The organism is Fulvivirga sedimenti, from assembly GCF_020328055.1.
Window position 1 is genome coordinate 877,480 of record NZ_JAIXNE010000001.1, and the last position, 19,187, is coordinate 896,666.

Here is a 19,187-nt window from a genome sequence, read left to right on the forward strand (position 1 = left end):
AATGCTTAGTGTTTATTGTGCTCAGATTTAATTTTTACGCCGTTTTCACGAGAACAGACCGTGGTACATCCGCAATTACCACAGCTCCTTCTTTCTGCAAGAACATCACTGTCTGTTATGTTTCCGGCAAATATTTTACGCCAGAGTGCCTGGATCAGGATCCATCCGGTCATCAATCCGACAACTCCGAATATTGCAATCAAATATGTTGTTAATGACTCATTCATTCTTTTATTGTTAGCTGCCCAAACCTGAAAACCCCATGAACGTGAGCGACAGAATTCCGGCAATCAGCAGTGTGATCACCGTGCCTTTCACCACTTTAGGAACATCCGCAAACTCAAGCTGCTCTCGAAGTCCGGCCATCAATACCAGTGCAAGTGTAAAACCAGCTCCGGCACCCAATGCATAGACCAGGCTTTCGACAAATCCGTATCCTTTATTTGTTTGAAAAAGCGCCACCGCCAGGATCGCACAATTGGTAGTGATGAGGGGCAGGAATATACCCAACGCACGGAATAATGCCGGGCTCATCTTTTTCACGAACATTTCCACCAGCTGAACGGTGGATGCAATCACGACAATGTAGCTGATCAGCTGCAAAAACGGAGCATTGATCGCTACCAGCAGGACATGGATGCCATAAGCGCACATGGCACTGATCAGCATCACGAAAGTAACAGCCCCGCCCATCTTGGTTGCGGTTTCCATCTTGCCTGAAACGCCCAGAAATGGACAGATCCCAAGGAAGTATGCCAGCACGAAATTGTTGATCAGGCTTGCATTGATGAAAATATACCAAAGTGATTCCGTTTTCATGCCGCCTCCTTTTTCTGTTTATAAATATTGAAAATCAACAACCATAACGCCAGTGTAAAGAACCCGCCGGCTGGCAGAATCATGACAATCCACTCCTGGAAACTTTGAGGGAAAACCGGAAAGTTAAAGAGTGTTCCATTTCCAAGAATTTCCCTAACCATGCCCAGACAGAAAAGAGCCAGGACAAACCCTATACCCATTCCAAGGGCATCCAGAATAGATCGGCCAATCGTGTTTTTCGAAGCAAATGCTTCTGCCCGGCTCAGGATCAGGCAATTCACAACGATCAGGGAGATGAAAGCTCCCAGGCTCTTATGTAAATCCACACTGATCGCCTGTATGGCATAATCAGTAATGGTCACGAAAGTGGCAATGATCAGGATATAGGAAGCAATCCGTACTTGTTTCGGAATAACCTTGCGTAATGAAGCAACCAGTATATTGGACATTAGCAAAACGAAAGCCGTAGCCAGTCCCATGGCGAGCGCATTTTCAGCCGTGTTCGAAACCGCCAGCGTCGGACACATTCCCAATACCTGAACAAATACGGGGTTATCCCGCCAGAGTCCCTTAATGAACTCATCGGTCGACGATGGGCCTGCAGCTGCGGGAGTATTTTTTAGATCAGCATTCATCTTTTTAGAGTGGTCTGTTGACCGGTCACCTTCTTAAAGGCATCAATATTTTTTTTAATGGAAGGAATGATGGCCGGAGCACTGGTATTAATAATATCCCCAATCGCTCGTGAGGATATGGTTGCCCCCGTGATTCCGTCTATTTCCCAGGCCTCAGTTTTAGTGCCGCTTTTAACCGTCACCACATCGTTCTCCAGTCCATCTCTGCCGGCATTCAGCGACACATCCAGTTCATTGAAATTCGCCAAAAAGGCAGGATCCTTATTGATCTTATCTCCCAATCCGGGTGTCTCTTTGCTTTCGAGCACATAGAATCCTACAATGGCTTCAGCTGCCGGATCATAACCATACAGAATGCGGATAATATCTGCATATCCCTGTCCGCTCGCCTCGATGGCAATCCCCTTTAAATTTCCCTGATCATCATAGCCTGCATAAACATTTACGGAAGCAGGGTCCGCCTGCGCTGTAGCCTCAAACGAGCCGTCATTATTCCGTACAAAAGTCGTTGTTGAGGTTATTCCCGGAACTACTTCAAAAACAGCCCGCTCCAATGCTTCGGCCTTGAGCCGGTCAATGCGTGGCTTGGTACCCTGGAATGTCATCACGATTAACAACGCACAAATAATGCCTATGCCCACCATGGTGACAAGCATCTTCGTGCTGCCATCACTCTGCTGTTGTACCGATGCAGTCTGATCGTTCATGACGATTTCTGTTTAGTGCCGTAAACACGCGGCTTGATCAACTTGTCTATCTGTGGCGACAAGGCATTGCCAAGAAGAATGGCGTACATGACACCCTCGGGAAGACCGCCCCAGATCCGGATCACCACGACCAGCACACCGATAAATACTCCGTAAATAACAATTCCTTTTGATGTGATGGGCGAACCCACCATGTCACTGGCCATAAATACCGCCCCCAGCATGAGCCCACCTGAAAATAACATGAACACTGGTGAAGGATAGGTCTGCGGGTCGATCAGATAGAGGATCCCACTGAACACTGCTACTGTAAGTAAAATGGTTGCCGGGATTCGCCAGTTCATCATTTTCCGGATGATTAGGTAAATTCCGCCAAGGAGAATAAGCACGGCACAGGTTTCACCGGTGGAGCCGCTGATCAGACCCAGGGCAAGGTCTGATGAGGAAGCCACAACATGGTCAAATTTGAAGGCAGAAAGCGGTGTTGCGCCGGTAAATCCATCAAAGTTTGGTTCGGCAAAAGGAAACGTGGTTATAGAAGCGGCCAGTTCTGTAAAGCGGTTTTGAACAAACGCGGGCGACCAGGTAGTTATCGCAATCGGAAATGCCGCCTGAAGAATCGCCCTTCCAACAAGTGCCGGATTGAACAGATTGAAGCCTAATCCGCCGAAAATGAATTTCCCAAGAGCAATCGCCAATACTCCCCCTAAAAATGTCATCCAAAGAGGAAATATCGGTGGCAATGTAAGTCCGAGTAGTAACCCGGTAATAACGGCCGACCAGTCTCCTATGGTGGTTTCCTTATTTGACCATTTACAAAGAACATGTTCGGTGATAACACAAGCCGCTATAGCCGTTACAATGACAAGTAAGGCGTTGAGCCCGAAGGAATATACCGCAAAAAGCGCGACCGGAATGAGTGCGAACACGACATTCATCATGATCACGTCGGTGGTCAGGCCTTTCCTGATATGGGGCGAGGTGCTGATATTGAGTGTCTTGCTAAACATGTGCCTCCTCCTTCTTCTTTGAAGCCCGCTTTCGTACAATCGATTTTGACAGTCTGAAATACTGAACCAGCGGAATATTTGATGGACAGACATAGGAGCATGATCCGCATTCAAAACAATCCATCAGGTTATATTCACTGGCCATCGTTTCATAGGCTTCAAATTTTGCCAAAATTCCCAGCCGGGAGGGGTTCAGCGAAATCGGACAGGCATCTACGCACGCGCCACACTTGATGCAGGGATAAATTTCCCTGGGTCGGCTGACATCCTTTTCACCAAATACTACCAGTCCGGATGTGCCCTTTACGATAGAAATATCAAGATTTGAAACAGCCACCCCCATCATTGGTCCGCCCATGTATACCTCACTGATCTGTGTGTCGGCACCCACATATTCAAGCACAAAACGTAAGGGTGTTCCGATCGGGATCAGGTAGTTCCCTTTTCGTGAAACTGCGGGACCCGTAATGGTCACCACGCGCTCCTGAATTCCCCTGCCATGTGGCAGCAGACGGCCAATTTCAGCCGTTGTTGCCACGTTCACCACCACGCAATTCACATCGATGGGCAGTCCGCCGGAAGGAACTTCCACTCCCAGCAGCGATGTAATCAGCATTTTCTCTGATCCCTGCGGATATTTCACAGGAACTACTTTTACTGTTACAGGAAGGTCCGATGGAATCTCCCGGGTAAGATGATCCGCGGCATCCTGTTTATTAGCTTCGATACCGATAATTACTTCGTCGGCACCGGTCGCCTTGAGCAGGTAGCGGATTCCTGTAAAGATATCCCCGGCCTGCTCCAGCATCACACGATGGTCGGTGGTCAGGTAGGGTTCACACTCAATACCATTAATGATCAGGTGGTCGCAGTGCTTATTTTCCGGGATCTTCAGCTTTACATGGGTGGGAAACGCAGCACCTCCAAGACCAACGATACCGGCGTCCTGGATGCCCTGAAGAATTTGTTCTGCCGATGCGTCCAGGCTTACCGGGGTCCCTTCCGGCACTTCCTGTCCGGACGAAGGGAAAGGTTCCAGGTATATCCCCGGAACCATTTTTCCCGATATCGTTCTTACATTGGCGATCTTTCGAACGGTTCCCGAAACCGGGGCATGCATCGGTACCGACATATAGCCTCCGGCACGGGCCAGTAATTCACCGCGGGTCACTTCCTGTCCTTCACGGACGATTATCTGCGATGGCGCCCCGATATGTTGAACCATCGGCAGGATGATCACCGGGGCAAAGGGAAACTGGCGGATAGGTAGTCCGTTGGTTTCCGCTTTATGTTCCGGCGGATGAATTCCATGTCTGAAAGTATTATTCATCGGATCAGGACATCAATTGTATTTCTCCCCTCTTTTGATCCATTTATCAATATCCTTTTCAGTCCGATCTGCCGGCAATCCCGGGTGAATGACCCGTGCGGTACATTTTTCAGCTGCTTTTACCAGGTCGCTGTACGGACCGCCATCCGGATTCTTGATATACGCCTTCTTGTCATTATTATAGGCGAAGATCTTGGGATTTAATTTGGTACATTCATCGCACGAGGTACACTCTTCAGTTTCAAGCCACGGGGCCATATAGTCGCCGGTACTGGCGCTTCCATTTTGCGCGACTTTCACCGGTTCAGATTTGGCTGGTGCTGATGCCAGTTCAACGATTCCTGAACCGTCTCCACCCGCAAGCTTCATAAGGCCCTGGGCAATTTTTCCTACAACTTCAGCACGCACCTTGCTTTCAATATCTTCCTCTTCCACGATCTCGGGCTTAACGCCAGCCATATCACGAAGCATGATCCAGAAGTCGCGACGTTCCTCACAGGATTCCACAATGGTTTTGGCAACCAGAACCCGGTTGAGGTGCTGATTACGATCAACCGCCCAGATAAATGGGAATTTACCTTCCCGCTCATCGGAATCCATTTCGAGGAAATCTGCCAGTGGGATCATATTTTCATTCCATGTATCCCTTGGTGCTTTTCTGAAATGTTTTCTGAATCGTGCTTCCGTTAGCGCGAAATCAGCAAATGTCATCGCTACCTGCATCGATTTCTGCCGGCCATTTTCCATGTATTTCAGTTCATACGTTGGCCAGAGCTCATCGATTGCCGGATTTCCATCCAGGTCGAACGCTTCGACTGCCTTCACGCCGTTTTCCGGATTGTATTTGAAAATCGGATATGCCCTCGATTCTACGGCAAGTTTTGCCTGGTGTGTTCCCAGGTCATCCCCTACACCGTGTTCTGGCTGACAGGTTGTATACAGGTTGAAGAGAGCCGGACGTTTTGCAGTAAGTCCGTCTATAAATCCTTCAATCATATGACTGGTATTCGCCAGTGTCGCCTGAAGAACGTAGGTGTTGCGGTGTGCCATGGCGATGAGTCCGATCTCTTTTCTCGGCTCCGGTTTGCCTTTCCAGACTTTGCCATACTGGGCCATATCTGAAATCTGTCCTATAAAGCCTGACGTACATGCCTGTCCGCCTGTATTGGAATATACCTGGGTGTCGACAACGATCACCTTGATCGGTTTACCGGAGGCCATCATCCTGGACAAATTCTGGAATCCGATATCGTACATGGCGCCATCACCGCCTAATGCGACGACGGGTGGACAAAGAAGCCATTCCTCATCTGTGAATTGCTGCCATGTAAAGTAGGTAAAGAAATCCTTCTTCGCTTTCGGATCATATTCACCTTTCAGTTCCATTTCAGCTTTACGGATGGTTTTGAAGCCCTCCGCCATTTTGGCCATGTGTCCTTCGAAAATACCCATTGCCATGGAGGTTGAATCCTGGAACAGGTGATTGGCCCATGGGAACGGATACGGGTTGTAGGGATATGTACTACCCCAAACGGATGTACATCCGGTAGCATTGGTCATACCCATGTTTGATCTTCCCTTACCCGTGGTTCCGCTTGTATATTTCCATTTCAGCTGCTTTAACTTGGCAAGAAGCTGTGTAACCTCACGTAACCATTCAGGATCGATAGGTTCACTGCCTTGTTCGGCTTCCAGTTTGCCGGCAAGTCCGGACATCGTAAGATCTCCATCGGCCATTTCCGCCACGATCTTGCTCATCCGTTCGGGATCTGCCACATTCACTGTATTCATTAATTTCAGCTGGATGTGTTTCTCCAGGTTTGCAGTAAGCTCTTCCAGGTGGGCAACATGCTTTTTAATGCGTGGCTGCATGAGCGATTCCACTGTTGCTACAAACAGGTGGATCACCGATTTTTCAGAACATCCAAGGCAGGCACCATCGCCACTGGCAAAATTGAGGTAGGCTTCCTTGTTAAGCAATATGGTTTCCAGTGGTCCGATCTTTTCTTCCAGGTCGTCGATCCGGTTGTATTTTTCAGGTGTGGTGGGAAGGTCTCCCCAGAAATCCCATTCCTCACGAAGTCTGGCCACGGTTCCCTCAGTCTGAATAATAGGTCTGAGTGCGTCATCGCCACAAACCTCAACACACTCCATACAACCTTTACACGTATTGGGATTGATGGTTATACTGAATAAACCTCCATTATTGGGCTGGTCTTTTTCAGGGAGGTCGTAATACGGACGGGTAAGAGCGAATTTGAAATCACCCAGTTCATCCCTGAACCATTCCATTTCACGTGTGTAAGACTCATCTTTCTTATTCTCTTCAATGGTCTGATCAATCACATCGTTGATCAGGTTATTTACGGTTGCACTGTCGTGTGGCTCATTAAAAAGTCCACGGATCACAGGTTCCATTTTCCGAACTGCCTTGGGCAGATGCTCCAGTTTGTCGTGACTCTTTTTCACACGTTTCACAACTGTATCCAGCACATCCGACAACTCACTTACCAGTCCGGGGATGGCGGTATCCGGACAAACTGTATAACAGTTACCACAGGCAGTACAGTTATTTGGAATCCATTCCGGATGTTCAAATCGAATACCTGTCATATCGCGGAACAAGGAAGTTACCGCGGGCATCACACTCAGTCCGATAAATGGGTCGGTAAGGTTATCATTGCCCATTCCTTTCAGGTAGAAATTTCCGGTTTGTTCCCAGAATCGGTGAATATCGCTGAGGTTTGATTCACTGCTGGGTATGTCCTTGATCATGTTGGGAATTGGCACGATTTCCATTCCGTTCGATTTGGCATCTGCTTCAGCGCCAACCACCTTGTTTTTTATTTCATGAACTTCATCGAAGCCTCTTTTCACAACGCGAAGGTTATCATCAACAACACGTTGTCCCTTGCTTCCAAATTTATGCTGGAGCTGGTCTTCGATCGCCTTCAGCAGGGCTACATCCGATAAGCCCGACTTCTTCATCAGGGGCGAAGCTGCGAAAAACGCACCCTGGAAAGCAATACCCTGCATCCTGAGCTGGAGTTCAGTATCGGTTGCTTCTTCCCGTGCAATTTTAAATCCGTCGATGTAGAAGATATGAATATCTTTCTCAACAATCAGTTTCTGATATTGACGTGGAATATCGGCCCATACTTCATCGGGTGTTTTCTTATCACTCTGAATGATAAAGCATCCACCTTTTTTCAGTCCGGCCAGCGCATTGGTATGCTTGAACACATTGGGGTCGGGAGAAAGCACCACATCCACAAAATAATATTCACAGTTCATACGAATAGGTTCGGGAGCGGCTGCCAGGTAATAAGTTGTTGGCTGTCCTTTCTTTTCTGAACCGTATTTGGGATTGGCTTTAATATCGTAACCAAGGAGGTCGAACAAGGTCATCGCCAGGTTCTTACCTGTGGTAATTGCCCCCCAGCCGCCGATTGAATGGAAACGAACAGTAATCGCATCCTTGGGCATGAGATTGGGATTTTCCGAACCATGGACGGCAAGTTCCTTAACATGCGGGTAGGCTTCTTCGATAGTCTCCTGATAGGCACGCTGCTTGGGCGAGATGGGAGTATCGCGAATAAAGTCGATCGACAGATAGAAGAGCTTTTTATGATTACCATCCGGCAGCATGTTCTCAATAGCCCCTATTATTCCTTCGGGCTGTAAATCGCGGCTACCCATTCCAAACGATCCTGAATAAAGGGCAGGCACATCGCCAGGGGCATAATCCGGTAGCAACGGATATGGTTTTTCTTTTTTATTGGTTCCGTTCTCAACACATTTGGTCATAACGGAACGGATTTCACGCAGAATTGGTGAGTCCTCGGCAAGCGGCTGATCTAGACGCTCCAGTACAGTAACACCTTTTTTGCCCTTGAGAACCTTTCCAATGAGGTCAGCAGGGAATGGTCTGAACATTACCAGGTCAACCACGCCTACCTTTATACCTCTTGTTTCACGCAAATAATCAACAACGACCTCAGCACTGGGCACAACACTACCCTGACCCAGAATAAGGTAGTCGGCATCTTCGGCACGATACGACATCACTCGTTCGTAACGGCGTCCGGTGAGCTTATAGTATTCTTCGAAGGCCTGATCGGTGAGTTCCCTGATATGATCAAAGAAGAAAGGCCGCTGAGCTGCGACGCTTTGCATATAGGAATCCTGGTTCTGAACAATACCAGCCATTACAGGATTATCCACATCCCACAACTCTGGAATTCTGCGCCGTGTATCACCGTAAATAATGCGCTGCGCAGGGGTTGGTGTTTTGATGATATCGTCGGGACGGCCCAGATACTCCATGATCAAATCCCGTTCGGGCAGCTGCAGTGATTCGATGAGGTGGGTTGTAAGAAATCCGTCCTGCGCCACGACACCGGGATTGAGGGCCAGCTCGGCAATGCGGTGTGCGATTATATTGAGGTCGGCCACATACTGCGCCTTCTTCGCAAACAGCTGAAAGAACCCAGTATCATCGATGGCATGATAGTCATCATGACCGGCATGAACGTTCAGGGTGGATTTTGTCATAGCCCGTGCACCGATGTTCAGCACATAGGTAAGTCGTTTACCTACGGCCGCGTACAATGACTCATGCATATAGGCGATACCCTGGCCGGAAGAAAAATTGGCGGCCCTCAGGCCCGTCATGGATAAACCGGCTGTAACGGCTGCTGCGGCGTGTTCTCCTTCCGGTTCTATAAAGATTAACGGGCGTTCTGAAATATTCAAATGCCCTTTTGCGGCCTCTTCTGCCCAATATTCACCCATCTGGGTAGAAGGTGTAATGGGAAAAGCGCCCGCTGCATCGGTAGATTCGCGTTCACACATGATGGCTACGGTATTACCATCCATGGCAACACGAACACCGGGATATTTTACATTATTTTTCTTGTCCATGACGATCACTTTTTGTGGATTTCAGGAGTTCTTAAATGATTGATTTTGGCACCATGATGAACATGGTAAAATCCCGGCACAACACCGGGATTGTATTTTTGTATGATTTCAGAATTGGAGTTCGTCAGCATGTTTCAGGATTCTACACCTACCAGCATTCTGGTCTGTGTGGCCAGATCGATGAATTTTCGAACGGTATCCATATTCACCCATACATCCTCGGGATTATCGGTATGCATAAGTGGAGAAAGATGGAGGTCATTAAATCGAGAATCAACATCCCGGCAGAGATTCAGCAGAACATCCGGCGACATGGAACTATGGATTTCAATACCTTTCTTTAATAAATAACCTGTCAGGTACTTCCCTACTGATTTATAGGCATTATTGCATACCATATAGGGCACGACATCTTCTTCTGGCCGGCAAAGTTCTTCTTTCGCTGCATAATACAGCTCATCGGCCGACTCCAGGGTGGTTTGAATCATTTGATCATACATGGCTCCAAAATTTTGAATTAGTAGTTTGATGCAGGCATAGTGTTAATATGCGATTACCAAGCTATCCATATATGGTGTCGGCTCTTATGAGCGGTGTCAACTCAGTTTATGATTTGAGTCAAACCAGTTGTTGACAATCAATAGGTGCTTTAAAAGAAGGCGATCAGCTCCTGATGGGAGAGCAACAGGATAGCCGCAATGGCAAGGAGGAGCCCTGCCATTTTAAGATAGGTGAACTTTTCACCAAAAAACAGGGCTGAAATCAGTGCTGAAATTAGTATGATACCCACATTAATCATCGGATAAACGTATGCCCCATCATTTTTAAATACTCGGAGGGACATGAGTAAAAAATAAACTGAGAAATAATTCACAATACCCAAAAAGATACCTCCGGTGATACTATGCCGTGAAAATGCGCTGCCCCTTATCAGTACAATTACAAATCCGATAATTCCGGCCGTACCAAAAATAAAGATCGGGAATACTTTTTCTTCGGGTTCGCTCAGGTAATACTGATTAACCGCATTGAGGGTGGTGTCAATCAATCCACCCAGCAGAAATACAAGGAGCGGTAAATACCAAAGTGCCCCGACATTAGACGGTAAATTATCTTGCGATTTTTTGCGGACTGAGCTGAGCACAATGGCGACAACTGCCGCCGCCATGCCGAGGTAGTTCAGCAAATTATAGTCCCTGGACCGGGTTCCGAGAATCAGGAGACTGAAAAGCACGGGTATGATGAGCGACATTTTTGTAGAAATAGAGGCCACTGTCATACTGAAGACCTGGGTGGTACGCGCCATTAAGTAAAACGTGGCGATGAATATGCCACCCAACACAACAGCCCAGGGGATCCAGTCGGTATCACCCCTTACAACGTCCACAACATTGGGCCAGCCGGTAAACAGGACGCCGGTCACAACGCAGGTAATGTAGTTCACAACGATGGCATGAAAAGTATTTACCCGGTAGTATTGAAACAACCTGAATGACAGGAAAATACCAACATTGGCGATTATACAAAGGAGGATAGCAAGCATGTCAGGTCGTCATTGAGCAGGATCGGAATTAAAATTCATAAAATCTTCAGGGCTATGCAACCTTTCACAATAATTGCAGTCTATAGTATAGACAATCAAATGTACCAACCAATGAAATCAACACACATACTATTCACAGCATTTATTCTGATGCTGGGGTTTGCAGTTTCGGTGCAGGCCCAGGATCGGAGAAAAGTTAATGTATCAGGATTTGAAGGAGTAAATCTCGGAGGATCGGGTAATGTATACATCAAGCAGGGGTCGGCATTCAGTGTAGAATTTTCCGGCTCTGATGAAGTTTTCGAAGAAATGAAATTTGACGTTCGCGGTAATACACTCAATATAGGCAGAAAGGGCAACAGCTGGTGGAACAGCAGCAAAGGACGATACGAAATATATATTACGATGCCGAACATCAACCGGCTTGGTGTTAGCGGATCCGGCAATATGGAGGTTGAAGGAACCTTTAAGACAGATGATCTGGATATTTCTGTGAGTGGTTCCGGAGAAGTCAGGTTCGGTGCCAATGCGGGTGATGTGGATATATCTGTATCAGGATCGGGTGAGGTTGAAATGACCGGTACCGGAAGAAATTTAACATGTCACATTTCAGGCTCAGGCAAGGTAGATGGCCGGGATTTTAAAGTGGCAAACGTAGACGCTCACATTTCAGGTTCAGGCAGTGTTTATATCCACGCCTCTGAGTCCATCGAATCAAGGATCAGCGGAAGCGGCAGTGTTTACTACAGCGGCGAACCTAAGAAACTCAATAACAACAGCTCAGGAAGCGGGAAAATCCGCAAAATAGACTAGCACTTCAAGGTCAAACACAAGGTCAAAAAAGAGGCTGCCTCCAAAGGGTGCCTCTTTTTATTATTTAATTTATGCGACCCCCGCTCACATATATAACGCGGAACGGTTGGTCAAGTAGGTTGCTCCACGGGTTTCATTTTCTTTTTCCAGAACAGCATATAGAGGACCAGCAACACAAGTGCGGTTCCAGCCATCCAGGCTGCAAAAATGAACGTGGATCCGATATTGCTCAATTTATTGCCATAAATCCACCCTGAAATAAAGGCTCCGGCAAAAATACCGGCCTCCAGGCCGATGAACATGGTGGCCATGCCCTTGCCCCTGTTCCTGAAGTCGGATAAATCGGCCGTCCATGCAAAAACCGTGGGTGAGTTTATACCTGATCCGATCCCAAATACAACAGCACCGGCAAAGAACAGAAATGAATCCTCAGCCAACCCGATCATCACCATACTGATCATAATAATTACAGAGGATGCCAACAGTACGGGTTCCCGTCCGTAACGGTCTGAGATCCGGCCGGCAATGATGCGAACCGCGATGGAAGCAGCCACAAAAACCGTAAAAAATATTCCTTTATTCTGAAAGCCAAGTGATTCGGTGAGATCCGGGATGATTGTAAGAACCACCCCATAGGAAAATACTGAAAAGAAAAGGAATACCATCGGAGGTATGGCCCGCAGTTCGATGATCTCATTGCGGTGAATTCGTAAAAATTCCCACTTGAATTTCTGCTTATTTTCGAGGGTTTCCTTCATCCCCACAAGAATCAGAACCGACATAATCGCCATGGCAGAGGACACATAGAACATAACATCGGTTGAGAACCAGATTACGAGCTGGCCTCCCAATGCGGGACCGCTTGCCATTCCTATTGATCCGAAAACACCCGACAAGCCCATGGCCTCACCCCTCCTGTTATCCGGAACGATATCTGCAATGTAGGCTACCGTACCCGTAGGCTTAAAGCCGGTGGAAAATCCATGTAAAAACCGAAGAATAAAAAAGCCCACGATCGAAGTAACTACAGGATACAGGATTGCTATTATAAAGGATACCCCGGCGCCGAAAACCATCACCGGAATTCGGCCAACCCGATCCGTGAGCTTTCCACTGAAGGGCCTTGAGATCATGGCTGTAAGGGTAAAAAGCGAAATGATCAGCCCCTTATATTCTCCTCCGCCCAGCCGTGTGAGATAGGATGGCAATTCCGGAATGATCATGTTAAAGCTGGCAAAAAAGAGAAAAGAGCTAAAACACAACAGCCAAAACTGGAGTGAATAAATACTGAAAAATGAGCGAAGACCTGCCCCCATGATAATTGATTAATTGTTCGTAAGGGGCCGTCCCTTTATCGCTGGATTACCTCTTCAAGAACCTCTCCTGTAGCGCCATTTGGCAAAGTGATTGACAATATCGCTGAAATTGTTGGAGCGATATCTGTAATCGTATGATAAATTGCCGTTCTGCCCTGTCGTACGTTCTTACCAAAGAAAATTACAGGGACATGGGTATCATAATTAAACGCAGAACCATGCGAGGTTCCTCTCTCATTGGAGGACCATAACCAGCCGGGCTCAAGACTGAATGCAACGTCACCGGAACGCTCCAGGTTGTATCCGCGAACAAACAAACCCTTTATCCCCTGCTCATCGAACGAGGATCGCATCAAATTATCAGCTGTCCAGGCATAACCAATTCCATCTTTCTTTAGTAAATACGTGACAAGTTTATTGCACGTCTCACTGATCGAAATATTCTTTTCTTCAAAAAGCTCATGGTTCAGGAAGATCTGTCCGAATGACACATTTCGAACCCAATTCCCTTCACCCAGTTGGGCAGTGAGGTATTCATTAACTTCCAGGTTCCCCTGTAAATACCCTGCCGGAACGGATTGATCCATAAGATATTTCGGGACGTCTGCTACGCCGTGATCTGCCGTCAGAAATACAGTATAATTTCCTGGGCCCACTTCGTCGTCCAATGTTCGGAGAAGCTGCGCAATATTCTGATCCAGCCTGAGATAGGTATCTTCAACCTCCACACTCCTTGGCCCGAAGTTATGCCCGATATAATCGGTAGAGGAGAAGCTTACCGCAAGAACATCCGTACGTTCATCATCCTGCCCTAACTTTTCTTCCTCAATGGCGGTTATTGCAAGTTCTGTAAGCAAATCATTTCCGAAAGGAGTGGAATTCAACAAGCCGAAAGATTTGTCATCAGATTTAGAAAGATCATAGGGGAAAGTTGTTTTGCCCAGCAAGCCCTGTTCATAGGGACTTTCATCCGGACCGCTTGCCTCGTAGGTATTAATCGGCTCGAGGGTTTTCCAGGTCTGACGCATATATTTTACAGGAAATCTCCTTTTGTTAAAACGCTCAACCCATTTCGGCAGCTCACTATGGTAATAATCGCTGGTGATAAAATCCCCGGAAGAAGGATCATACCAGTAGGCCAGTCCTAAATGACCCGCCGGAAAGATAGCCCCACGGTCCTTTATGGAAATACCGATCACCTTGCTCTCGGGCAATGCCAGCCTGAGCTGATCTGTAAAGGTGGTTGTGAGCATTCTGTGAGGAGACATTTGTCCGTTGTCATCATCTGCACCTACAGTGTTATAGTTCTCATCCCCGGCACAGTAGACGTTTTTGTCAATGAACTTATCATACCAGGAATTTCCGATTACTCCGTGATTCGCCGGTGTGGTTCCGGTATAGACTGAGGTATGGCCGGGACCCGTAGAAGTGGGCACATAATTGTAATGAGCATTATCCAGTGTATAGCCTTCTCTGATAAGCCGGCGGAATCCGTCGTTCCCGAAGCGGTGCTGGAATCGATAGATATAATCCATCCTCATCTGATCTACGACGATACCCACCACCAGTCTGGGCTTTTCCTGCGCCTGGGTATGAATAATACAGGTAAGGGTGAAGATGAGTGATAACAGATATTTGATCATGATTCTTTCTGGTCTCATTAATAAACCTCAAAGTTATCACATTCAATACATTTTCTGGTCAATTCTATGTCGAACAATCGTTACTCATCGCAATATATATCGGAGAAAAAAGAGGGTTCCATCGCTTGTTTTTTGAGGATCCGGCCATCACTGCTGTAATAAACAATGACATGGAGATCTGCCTGTTCAACATACGTTTCGGTGAAATAGCAGGGTTTCCCGCCATTTCCCAGGTCAACCACATCATCGAAGGTGGCCGGCAAAACCTCACCATCCTGGCTGCTGTAAACCCCGAAATGATCATCCTTGAACGCCATAATGATTTTACCTGAAGCATCCTGTCTGAGTATGCGGTAAGACGTAAAGATATTTTCGGGTAGTACATCCCCTCCTACCACGTGAAACTTGTACGTGTTTTTGTCCACTCCAAAAATCAATGTATCATTCCAATAAATGATCTCATCATACGCATAGGGGATAACTGTTTTGTTTGATTTGTCGATTAGCCCTTTGCGGCCATCTTTGACTGCAACGAAGTAATAATCCCCATAGGCAGTTAGCATCTTCTCATAAGATGCCGGGATCAGCATCTTTTCAGCGGGTCTGTAGACACCGAATTTACCATTCCTAAGCAAGGAAAGATCCCTGCCATCGAAATTTGCCATGCCCTGGTAAGCTCCGGATAGCTGATCCTTCCCGCGGGCATCGATCAGGGTCTTTCTCCCTGCGCGTGACAGGATGAAAAGTGAATCTGTTAATAATGAAATATTATCATGATCAGGCAACCGAACGAGAGACTCACTTGTCAGTAATTGTGCATACCTTGGTTGCTGCAAAATCACCCATTCCGTTCCATTGTTTTCCAGTACAGCTGTTTTGAGAACCTTTTCCCTGCTTCTGAAAACCTCCCTGCCATATTGATAAATTGCAAACCCTTCGCGTAAAAAGGCGAGCGCACCATAATTGCCAAGCAGTCGTGCGGAATCCGGCAACGCTACAAAACGAAAGGAGGTGATATCAAACAATCCTTCTGTTTCGGGAGCAGAAAACCGGATATACTGATCATTATAGGCCAGCAACGATTCAGTCGTTTGAAATTTTTGGAGCATGGATGCACTGTAGACGATCGTCTCATCAGGTTTGCGTACCAGAATACCGGCCTCAAGCGGTTCCACCCGCTGGGGCGCCACCTCGATAACTGCATTCAAATTAAAATCAAGCAACCCTTCTTTATTGCCAATTCGTATCCAGATATGTTCATTGAGCAGCTCGTAATCATCAATATAATCCGGCCGGATAATTTTATCTGCTTCCAATGCCGGTTGGATATCCGTCGCGCTGAGAAACGCTGCCTGGTCCTTCCTGCTTACGATATAAAGTCCCTCGACATATTGGATATCGTCAGCTTTTTCATTGGTCAGCTGACGGCCTGTAAAGGAATATAAATCCCATCCATTTCGCCTTCGGGCTTTGATCATTCCGCTTTCAAAGACTTCGATCTCTTCAAATTCCATAGGTAGCACTTCCCGGCCCCATGCGGTTATCAAACCAAACTTATTCTCCTGATTTAGCAAAATGAATCCCATTTTAGCTGGAACCGCCGACGTAAAGTCTCCCTCATAGATGCGATTACCCTGACGTGAATAGATTTGACTTATACCGATAATGAAGTCGGTCGACAGTACCTCACATTGATAATCTGCCGACAGCGCGTCCCGGTCAATACTGAATTTATCATCCCCCGAGGCATCAATAAATTGGGTCCGGTCTTTTTCGAATGTGGCAATCCACATTTCTGTATTCATCTGATGTATGCGTCTCAGGGAGTCATTCCAGATCTCCGGCATTGCATCCAGTTGGGATTTTTCACGCAGGCTGTAATACAAATAATTTCTGATATCGGTTGAAACCGGTCTGTTCCGGAATCGCTGCAGAAAATTGCGGAGTTCATTTGGATCAGGAGTCGGAAGACTCATGGAGAATATCGTCCACTCCACCTCAGACCTGTACGGTGTTGCAGGGTTTTTAGCAAGGAAGGCCTCATAGCTGCTGAGCTTCCCGTCAGCCGTTGCCTCCTCGAAAAACAGCCGTTCATATCTTTCACTTGCCAATGATACCTGGGAAGCCTCAGGATACTTATCCATAAAATTGCGATAGCTTTGGTACGTATTCTCATTTCGGGCGGAAACATAGGCAAGCGAATCGCGGAATTCAGCAGCCCTGGCTCTTTGCGAAGCGCCGGAATATTCATTCAGAAAATGAATGAAACCTTCTTCGCTTAATTCGGACAATGCGTGTTCAAAAGCAAGGCTGTCAATTTTCAAGCGCAGTACGTCCAGTGAAATGAGGGAAAGTCCGTTCCTGGCATATTTTTCCTGATCATCAGGCATTAACATACCAAACAGATCCCTTGCCTTTATTTCAGTATGATTCGCAGAGTCTGGCGCAGGATCTGGCTTCTGTACCTGGAATCGTGCAATATTGTAGTAGACCAGCGGATCCAGACTGTCTTTTTCCAACCCTTTCAATATGAATTCCGAAGCCTTTTCAAGGTCATTTTCGGCCAATGCTTTTAACGCGCGCTTAGCTGGTCCGGATTGTGAAAACACCGGAAAAAAAATTATCAACAACACCAAAGTGAACAGAATTCGCATACTGCGAATATAATAATAGTAGGTAGGGATTAGTTATCAGAACAGGGGAATATGGACAAGGGACCGTAAATTTTACTTATCTTAACAGCTTATGATGGCATTACGAACAAAAATATTCATCCTTATTCTTTCAATTCCGCTGGTCCTGAACGCACAGGAAAACGCTTCAGACATCACTTTTTTGAAGAATGGGGGATATAATGAACTGAGTGATGTACTTCAGCAATTTGAGGGAAAAGTAGTGTTGCTGGATTTTTGGGCAACGTGGTGCCGCCCCTGTATCCAGGAGTTTGCCTATTACGAAAATCTGGATGATTTCAGGTCTGAAAATCCGGACATCGCCATTCTCTATGTGTCTCTCGATGTAAACCGCGAGCAGAAGTGGATGAATTTTGTTGAACAGGAGAAACTCAACGGATACCATCTGCTCGTGGATCAGCCGCTGCACATAAGGTTATATGAAGAATTGGGGGTTTCCACCATTCCGCGATATATGATCGTGAACCGAAGCGGTAAAATCATAAACCGCAATGCCGCACGGCCCAGCCAGGGTAAAGCATTGATACGGCAACTCGAAAAAGCGCTGGAAAAAGGTCAATAAATCCGAATCACAGTCATTCAGGGTAATCTTGCAGTACGCTAACTGACAAACATCATTGGATAGAGAATGTCTTCTTTTGATATTCCGTTATGAGAACAGGTTTCAGCATCATAATGATCATCCATGGGCTTATCCATCTGCTCGGATTTATTAAAGCTTTCGATATTACTCCCGTCGCTCAGCTGAAACGGGAAATCTCTCCCCAAAACGGATTTTTCTGGGGGCTGGCTGTCGTACTGTTTATATTGGCCGCCGTTTTGTGCATTCTGAAAAATGACATTTGGTGGATTGTGGCAACATTTGCCGTGTTAACCTCACAGATACTAATTTTTCAGCAATGGGGTGACGCACGATTCGGCACCATTGCTAACCTTGTAATTTTAATTGGGATAGTTTACGGACTGGCCAACTGGTCTTTTCAACATACCTCGATTTCTGTAACTCAGGAAAAAATTATTTCAGATGCACGGGGCGGCAAATTACTCACGATCCCTGAAACCCTGCCAGCCTCTGTGAAGCAATGGCTTGTATTTTCCAATATTGCAGGCACAGTGGTTCCTGCAACAGTTGAAGTGGACCAGGCGGGTCAGATGAAAATTTCAGAATCCGGAGACTGGATGCCATTTTCATCCCATCAGGTGTTTTCTATCGAACCTCCCGGATTCATCTGGAGTGCAGATGTAGGTAATTCCCTGATGAATTTCCGCGGACGCGACTTATTCAGTGGCGGTGATGGTGAGATGTTGATCAAGGTGTACGGAATTTATCCGGCAGTTCATGCAACCGGTGATCAGATGAACCAGGCCACAGCGATACGGTTCCTCAGTGAAATCATCTGGCTTCCGTGGGCGGCCGTGCAAAATTACATCTCCTGGGAGGAAATTGACGATCAGAAAGTGAAGGCCTCCTTCCACTGGAATGATACAGGCGGTTTTGGCATATTCACGTTTGATGAGATGGGAAGACCGGTGAAGTTTGAAGCAAAGCGATATTATCAGCGTGATCAGGGAGCATCACTCGAAAACTGGGTAGTGGATATTGATCCGCAGAGCTATGAAGCATTTAGTGGTGTTCTTATCCCAACCCGCGCATCGGTTTCATGGGAACTCGAAAGCGGATTATGGAACTGGCTGCAGCTGGAGATTACAGACGTTGTCTTCCAGGAAAATGTGGAAAAGCTGAATTAAGGCTAA

The 19,187-nt window shown here is 46.8% G+C and carries 15 protein-coding genes; 3 read left to right on the forward strand and 12 right to left on the reverse strand.

Annotated features, from left to right (window positions below; all coding sequences use genetic code 11):
* Positions 1-5: 5 nt before the first annotated feature.
* The 9 genes from LDX50_RS04095 to LDX50_RS04135 form a co-directional block, all read right to left on the reverse strand.
* Positions 6-227 (reverse strand): hypothetical protein, encoded by a 222-nt coding sequence (locus LDX50_RS04095; protein WP_225697137.1) that lies wholly within the window; start codon positions 225-227, stop codon positions 6-8.
* Positions 228-237: 10 nt separating this feature from the next.
* Positions 238-819, reverse strand: a complete 582-nt coding sequence (locus LDX50_RS04100; RefSeq protein WP_225697138.1) for an electron transport complex protein RnfA — start codon at positions 817-819, stop codon at positions 238-240.
* Entirely contained in the window at positions 816-1,454 is a 639-nt protein-coding gene (gene rsxE, locus LDX50_RS04105; RefSeq protein WP_225697139.1) for an electron transport complex subunit RsxE, read from the reverse strand. Before rsxE ends, LDX50_RS04100 begins: the two co-directional genes overlap by 4 nt.
* Positions 1,451-2,161 carry an RnfABCDGE type electron transport complex subunit G gene (locus LDX50_RS04110; RefSeq protein ID WP_225697140.1) on the reverse strand — a complete coding sequence of 237 codons (711 nt, stop codon included), beginning with the start codon at positions 2,159-2,161 and terminating at the stop codon, positions 1,451-1,453. The genes rsxE and LDX50_RS04110 overlap by 4 nt, the downstream gene beginning before the upstream one ends.
* Positions 2,158-3,171: an RnfABCDGE type electron transport complex subunit D gene (locus LDX50_RS04115; RefSeq protein WP_225697141.1), complete on the reverse strand. Its 1,014-nt coding sequence runs from the start codon at positions 3,169-3,171 to the stop codon at positions 2,158-2,160. The genes LDX50_RS04110 and LDX50_RS04115 overlap by 4 nt, the downstream gene beginning before the upstream one ends.
* Entirely contained in the window at positions 3,164-4,501 is a 1,338-nt protein-coding gene (gene rsxC, locus LDX50_RS04120; RefSeq protein ID WP_225697142.1) for an electron transport complex subunit RsxC, read from the reverse strand. Before rsxC ends, LDX50_RS04115 begins: the two co-directional genes overlap by 8 nt.
* A gap of 12 nt (positions 4,502-4,513) precedes the next feature.
* On the reverse strand, positions 4,514-9,424 hold the full coding sequence (locus LDX50_RS04125; protein ID WP_225697143.1) for a 2-oxoacid:acceptor oxidoreductase family protein: 4,911 nt from the start codon (positions 9,422-9,424) through the stop codon (positions 4,514-4,516).
* 134 nt (positions 9,425-9,558) lie between these two features.
* Entirely contained in the window at positions 9,559-9,924 is a 366-nt protein-coding gene (locus LDX50_RS04130) for a hypothetical protein (protein ID WP_225697144.1), read from the reverse strand.
* Positions 9,925-10,073: 149 nt separating this feature from the next.
* On the reverse strand, positions 10,074-10,967 hold the full coding sequence (locus tag LDX50_RS04135) for a hypothetical protein (RefSeq protein ID WP_225697145.1): 894 nt from the start codon (positions 10,965-10,967) through the stop codon (positions 10,074-10,076).
* A 111-nt stretch (positions 10,968-11,078) separates the two neighbouring features.
* Between LDX50_RS04135 and LDX50_RS04140 the strand changes: the two genes are divergently transcribed.
* Positions 11,079-11,780, forward strand: coding sequence for a head GIN domain-containing protein (locus tag LDX50_RS04140; protein WP_225697146.1), 702 nt, complete (start codon positions 11,079-11,081; stop codon positions 11,778-11,780).
* A gap of 110 nt (positions 11,781-11,890) precedes the next feature.
* Here LDX50_RS04140 and LDX50_RS04145 read toward each other — a convergent pair whose 3' ends face one another.
* From LDX50_RS04145 to LDX50_RS04155, 3 genes are all read right to left on the reverse strand, one after another.
* Complete coding sequence (locus LDX50_RS04145; protein ID WP_225697147.1) at positions 11,891-13,096, reverse strand: MFS transporter; 1,206 nt, start codon at positions 13,094-13,096, stop codon at positions 11,891-11,893.
* A 35-nt stretch (positions 13,097-13,131) separates the two neighbouring features.
* Positions 13,132-14,757 carry an alkaline phosphatase PafA gene (gene pafA, locus LDX50_RS04150; RefSeq protein WP_225697148.1) on the reverse strand — a complete coding sequence of 542 codons (1,626 nt, stop codon included), beginning with the start codon at positions 14,755-14,757 and terminating at the stop codon, positions 13,132-13,134.
* Positions 14,758-14,819: 62 nt separating this feature from the next.
* Positions 14,820-17,366: a WG repeat-containing protein gene (locus tag LDX50_RS04155; RefSeq protein WP_225697149.1), complete on the reverse strand. Its 2,547-nt coding sequence runs from the start codon at positions 17,364-17,366 to the stop codon at positions 14,820-14,822.
* A 118-nt stretch (positions 17,367-17,484) separates the two neighbouring features.
* On the opposite strand from LDX50_RS04155, the gene LDX50_RS04160 reads away from it, so the two are divergent.
* Complete coding sequence (locus LDX50_RS04160; protein WP_225697150.1) at positions 17,485-17,994, forward strand: TlpA disulfide reductase family protein; 510 nt, start codon at positions 17,485-17,487, stop codon at positions 17,992-17,994.
* 89 nt (positions 17,995-18,083) lie between these two features.
* Positions 18,084-19,181: a DUF6920 family protein gene (locus LDX50_RS04165; protein WP_225697151.1), complete on the forward strand. Its 1,098-nt coding sequence runs from the start codon at positions 18,084-18,086 to the stop codon at positions 19,179-19,181.
* The last annotated feature ends 6 nt before the right edge of the window (positions 19,182-19,187 follow it).

Coding starts and splice junctions, on each gene's coding strand:
- LDX50_RS04115 (WP_225697141.1), bottom strand. CDS start 3,171: ATGTTTAGCAAGACACTCAATATCAGCACCTCGCCCCATATCAGGAAA.
- LDX50_RS04100 (WP_225697138.1), bottom strand. CDS start 819: ATGAAAACGGAATCACTTTGGTATATTTTCATCAATGCAAGCCTGATC.
- LDX50_RS04095 (WP_225697137.1), bottom strand. CDS start 227: ATGAATGAGTCATTAACAACATATTTGATTGCAATATTCGGAGTTGTC.
- pafA (WP_225697148.1), bottom strand. CDS start 14,757: ATGAGACCAGAAAGAATCATGATCAAATATCTGTTATCACTCATCTTC.
- rsxC (WP_225697142.1), bottom strand. CDS start 4,501: ATGAATAATACTTTCAGACATGGAATTCATCCGCCGGAACATAAAGCG.
- LDX50_RS04135 (WP_225697145.1), bottom strand. CDS start 10,967: ATGCTTGCTATCCTCCTTTGTATAATCGCCAATGTTGGTATTTTCCTG.
- LDX50_RS04145 (WP_225697147.1), bottom strand. CDS start 13,096: ATGGGGGCAGGTCTTCGCTCATTTTTCAGTATTTATTCACTCCAGTTT.
- LDX50_RS04110 (WP_225697140.1), bottom strand. CDS start 2,161: ATGAACGATCAGACTGCATCGGTACAACAGCAGAGTGATGGCAGCACG.
- rsxE (WP_225697139.1), bottom strand. CDS start 1,454: ATGAATGCTGATCTAAAAAATACTCCCGCAGCTGCAGGCCCATCGTCG.
- LDX50_RS04130 (WP_225697144.1), bottom strand. CDS start 9,924: ATGTATGATCAAATGATTCAAACCACCCTGGAGTCGGCCGATGAGCTG.
- LDX50_RS04125 (WP_225697143.1), bottom strand. CDS start 9,424: ATGGACAAGAAAAATAATGTAAAATATCCCGGTGTTCGTGTTGCCATG.
- LDX50_RS04165 (WP_225697151.1), top strand. CDS start 18,084: ATGAGAACAGGTTTCAGCATCATAATGATCATCCATGGGCTTATCCAT.
- LDX50_RS04160 (WP_225697150.1), top strand. CDS start 17,485: ATGATGGCATTACGAACAAAAATATTCATCCTTATTCTTTCAATTCCG.
- LDX50_RS04140 (WP_225697146.1), top strand. CDS start 11,079: ATGAAATCAACACACATACTATTCACAGCATTTATTCTGATGCTGGGG.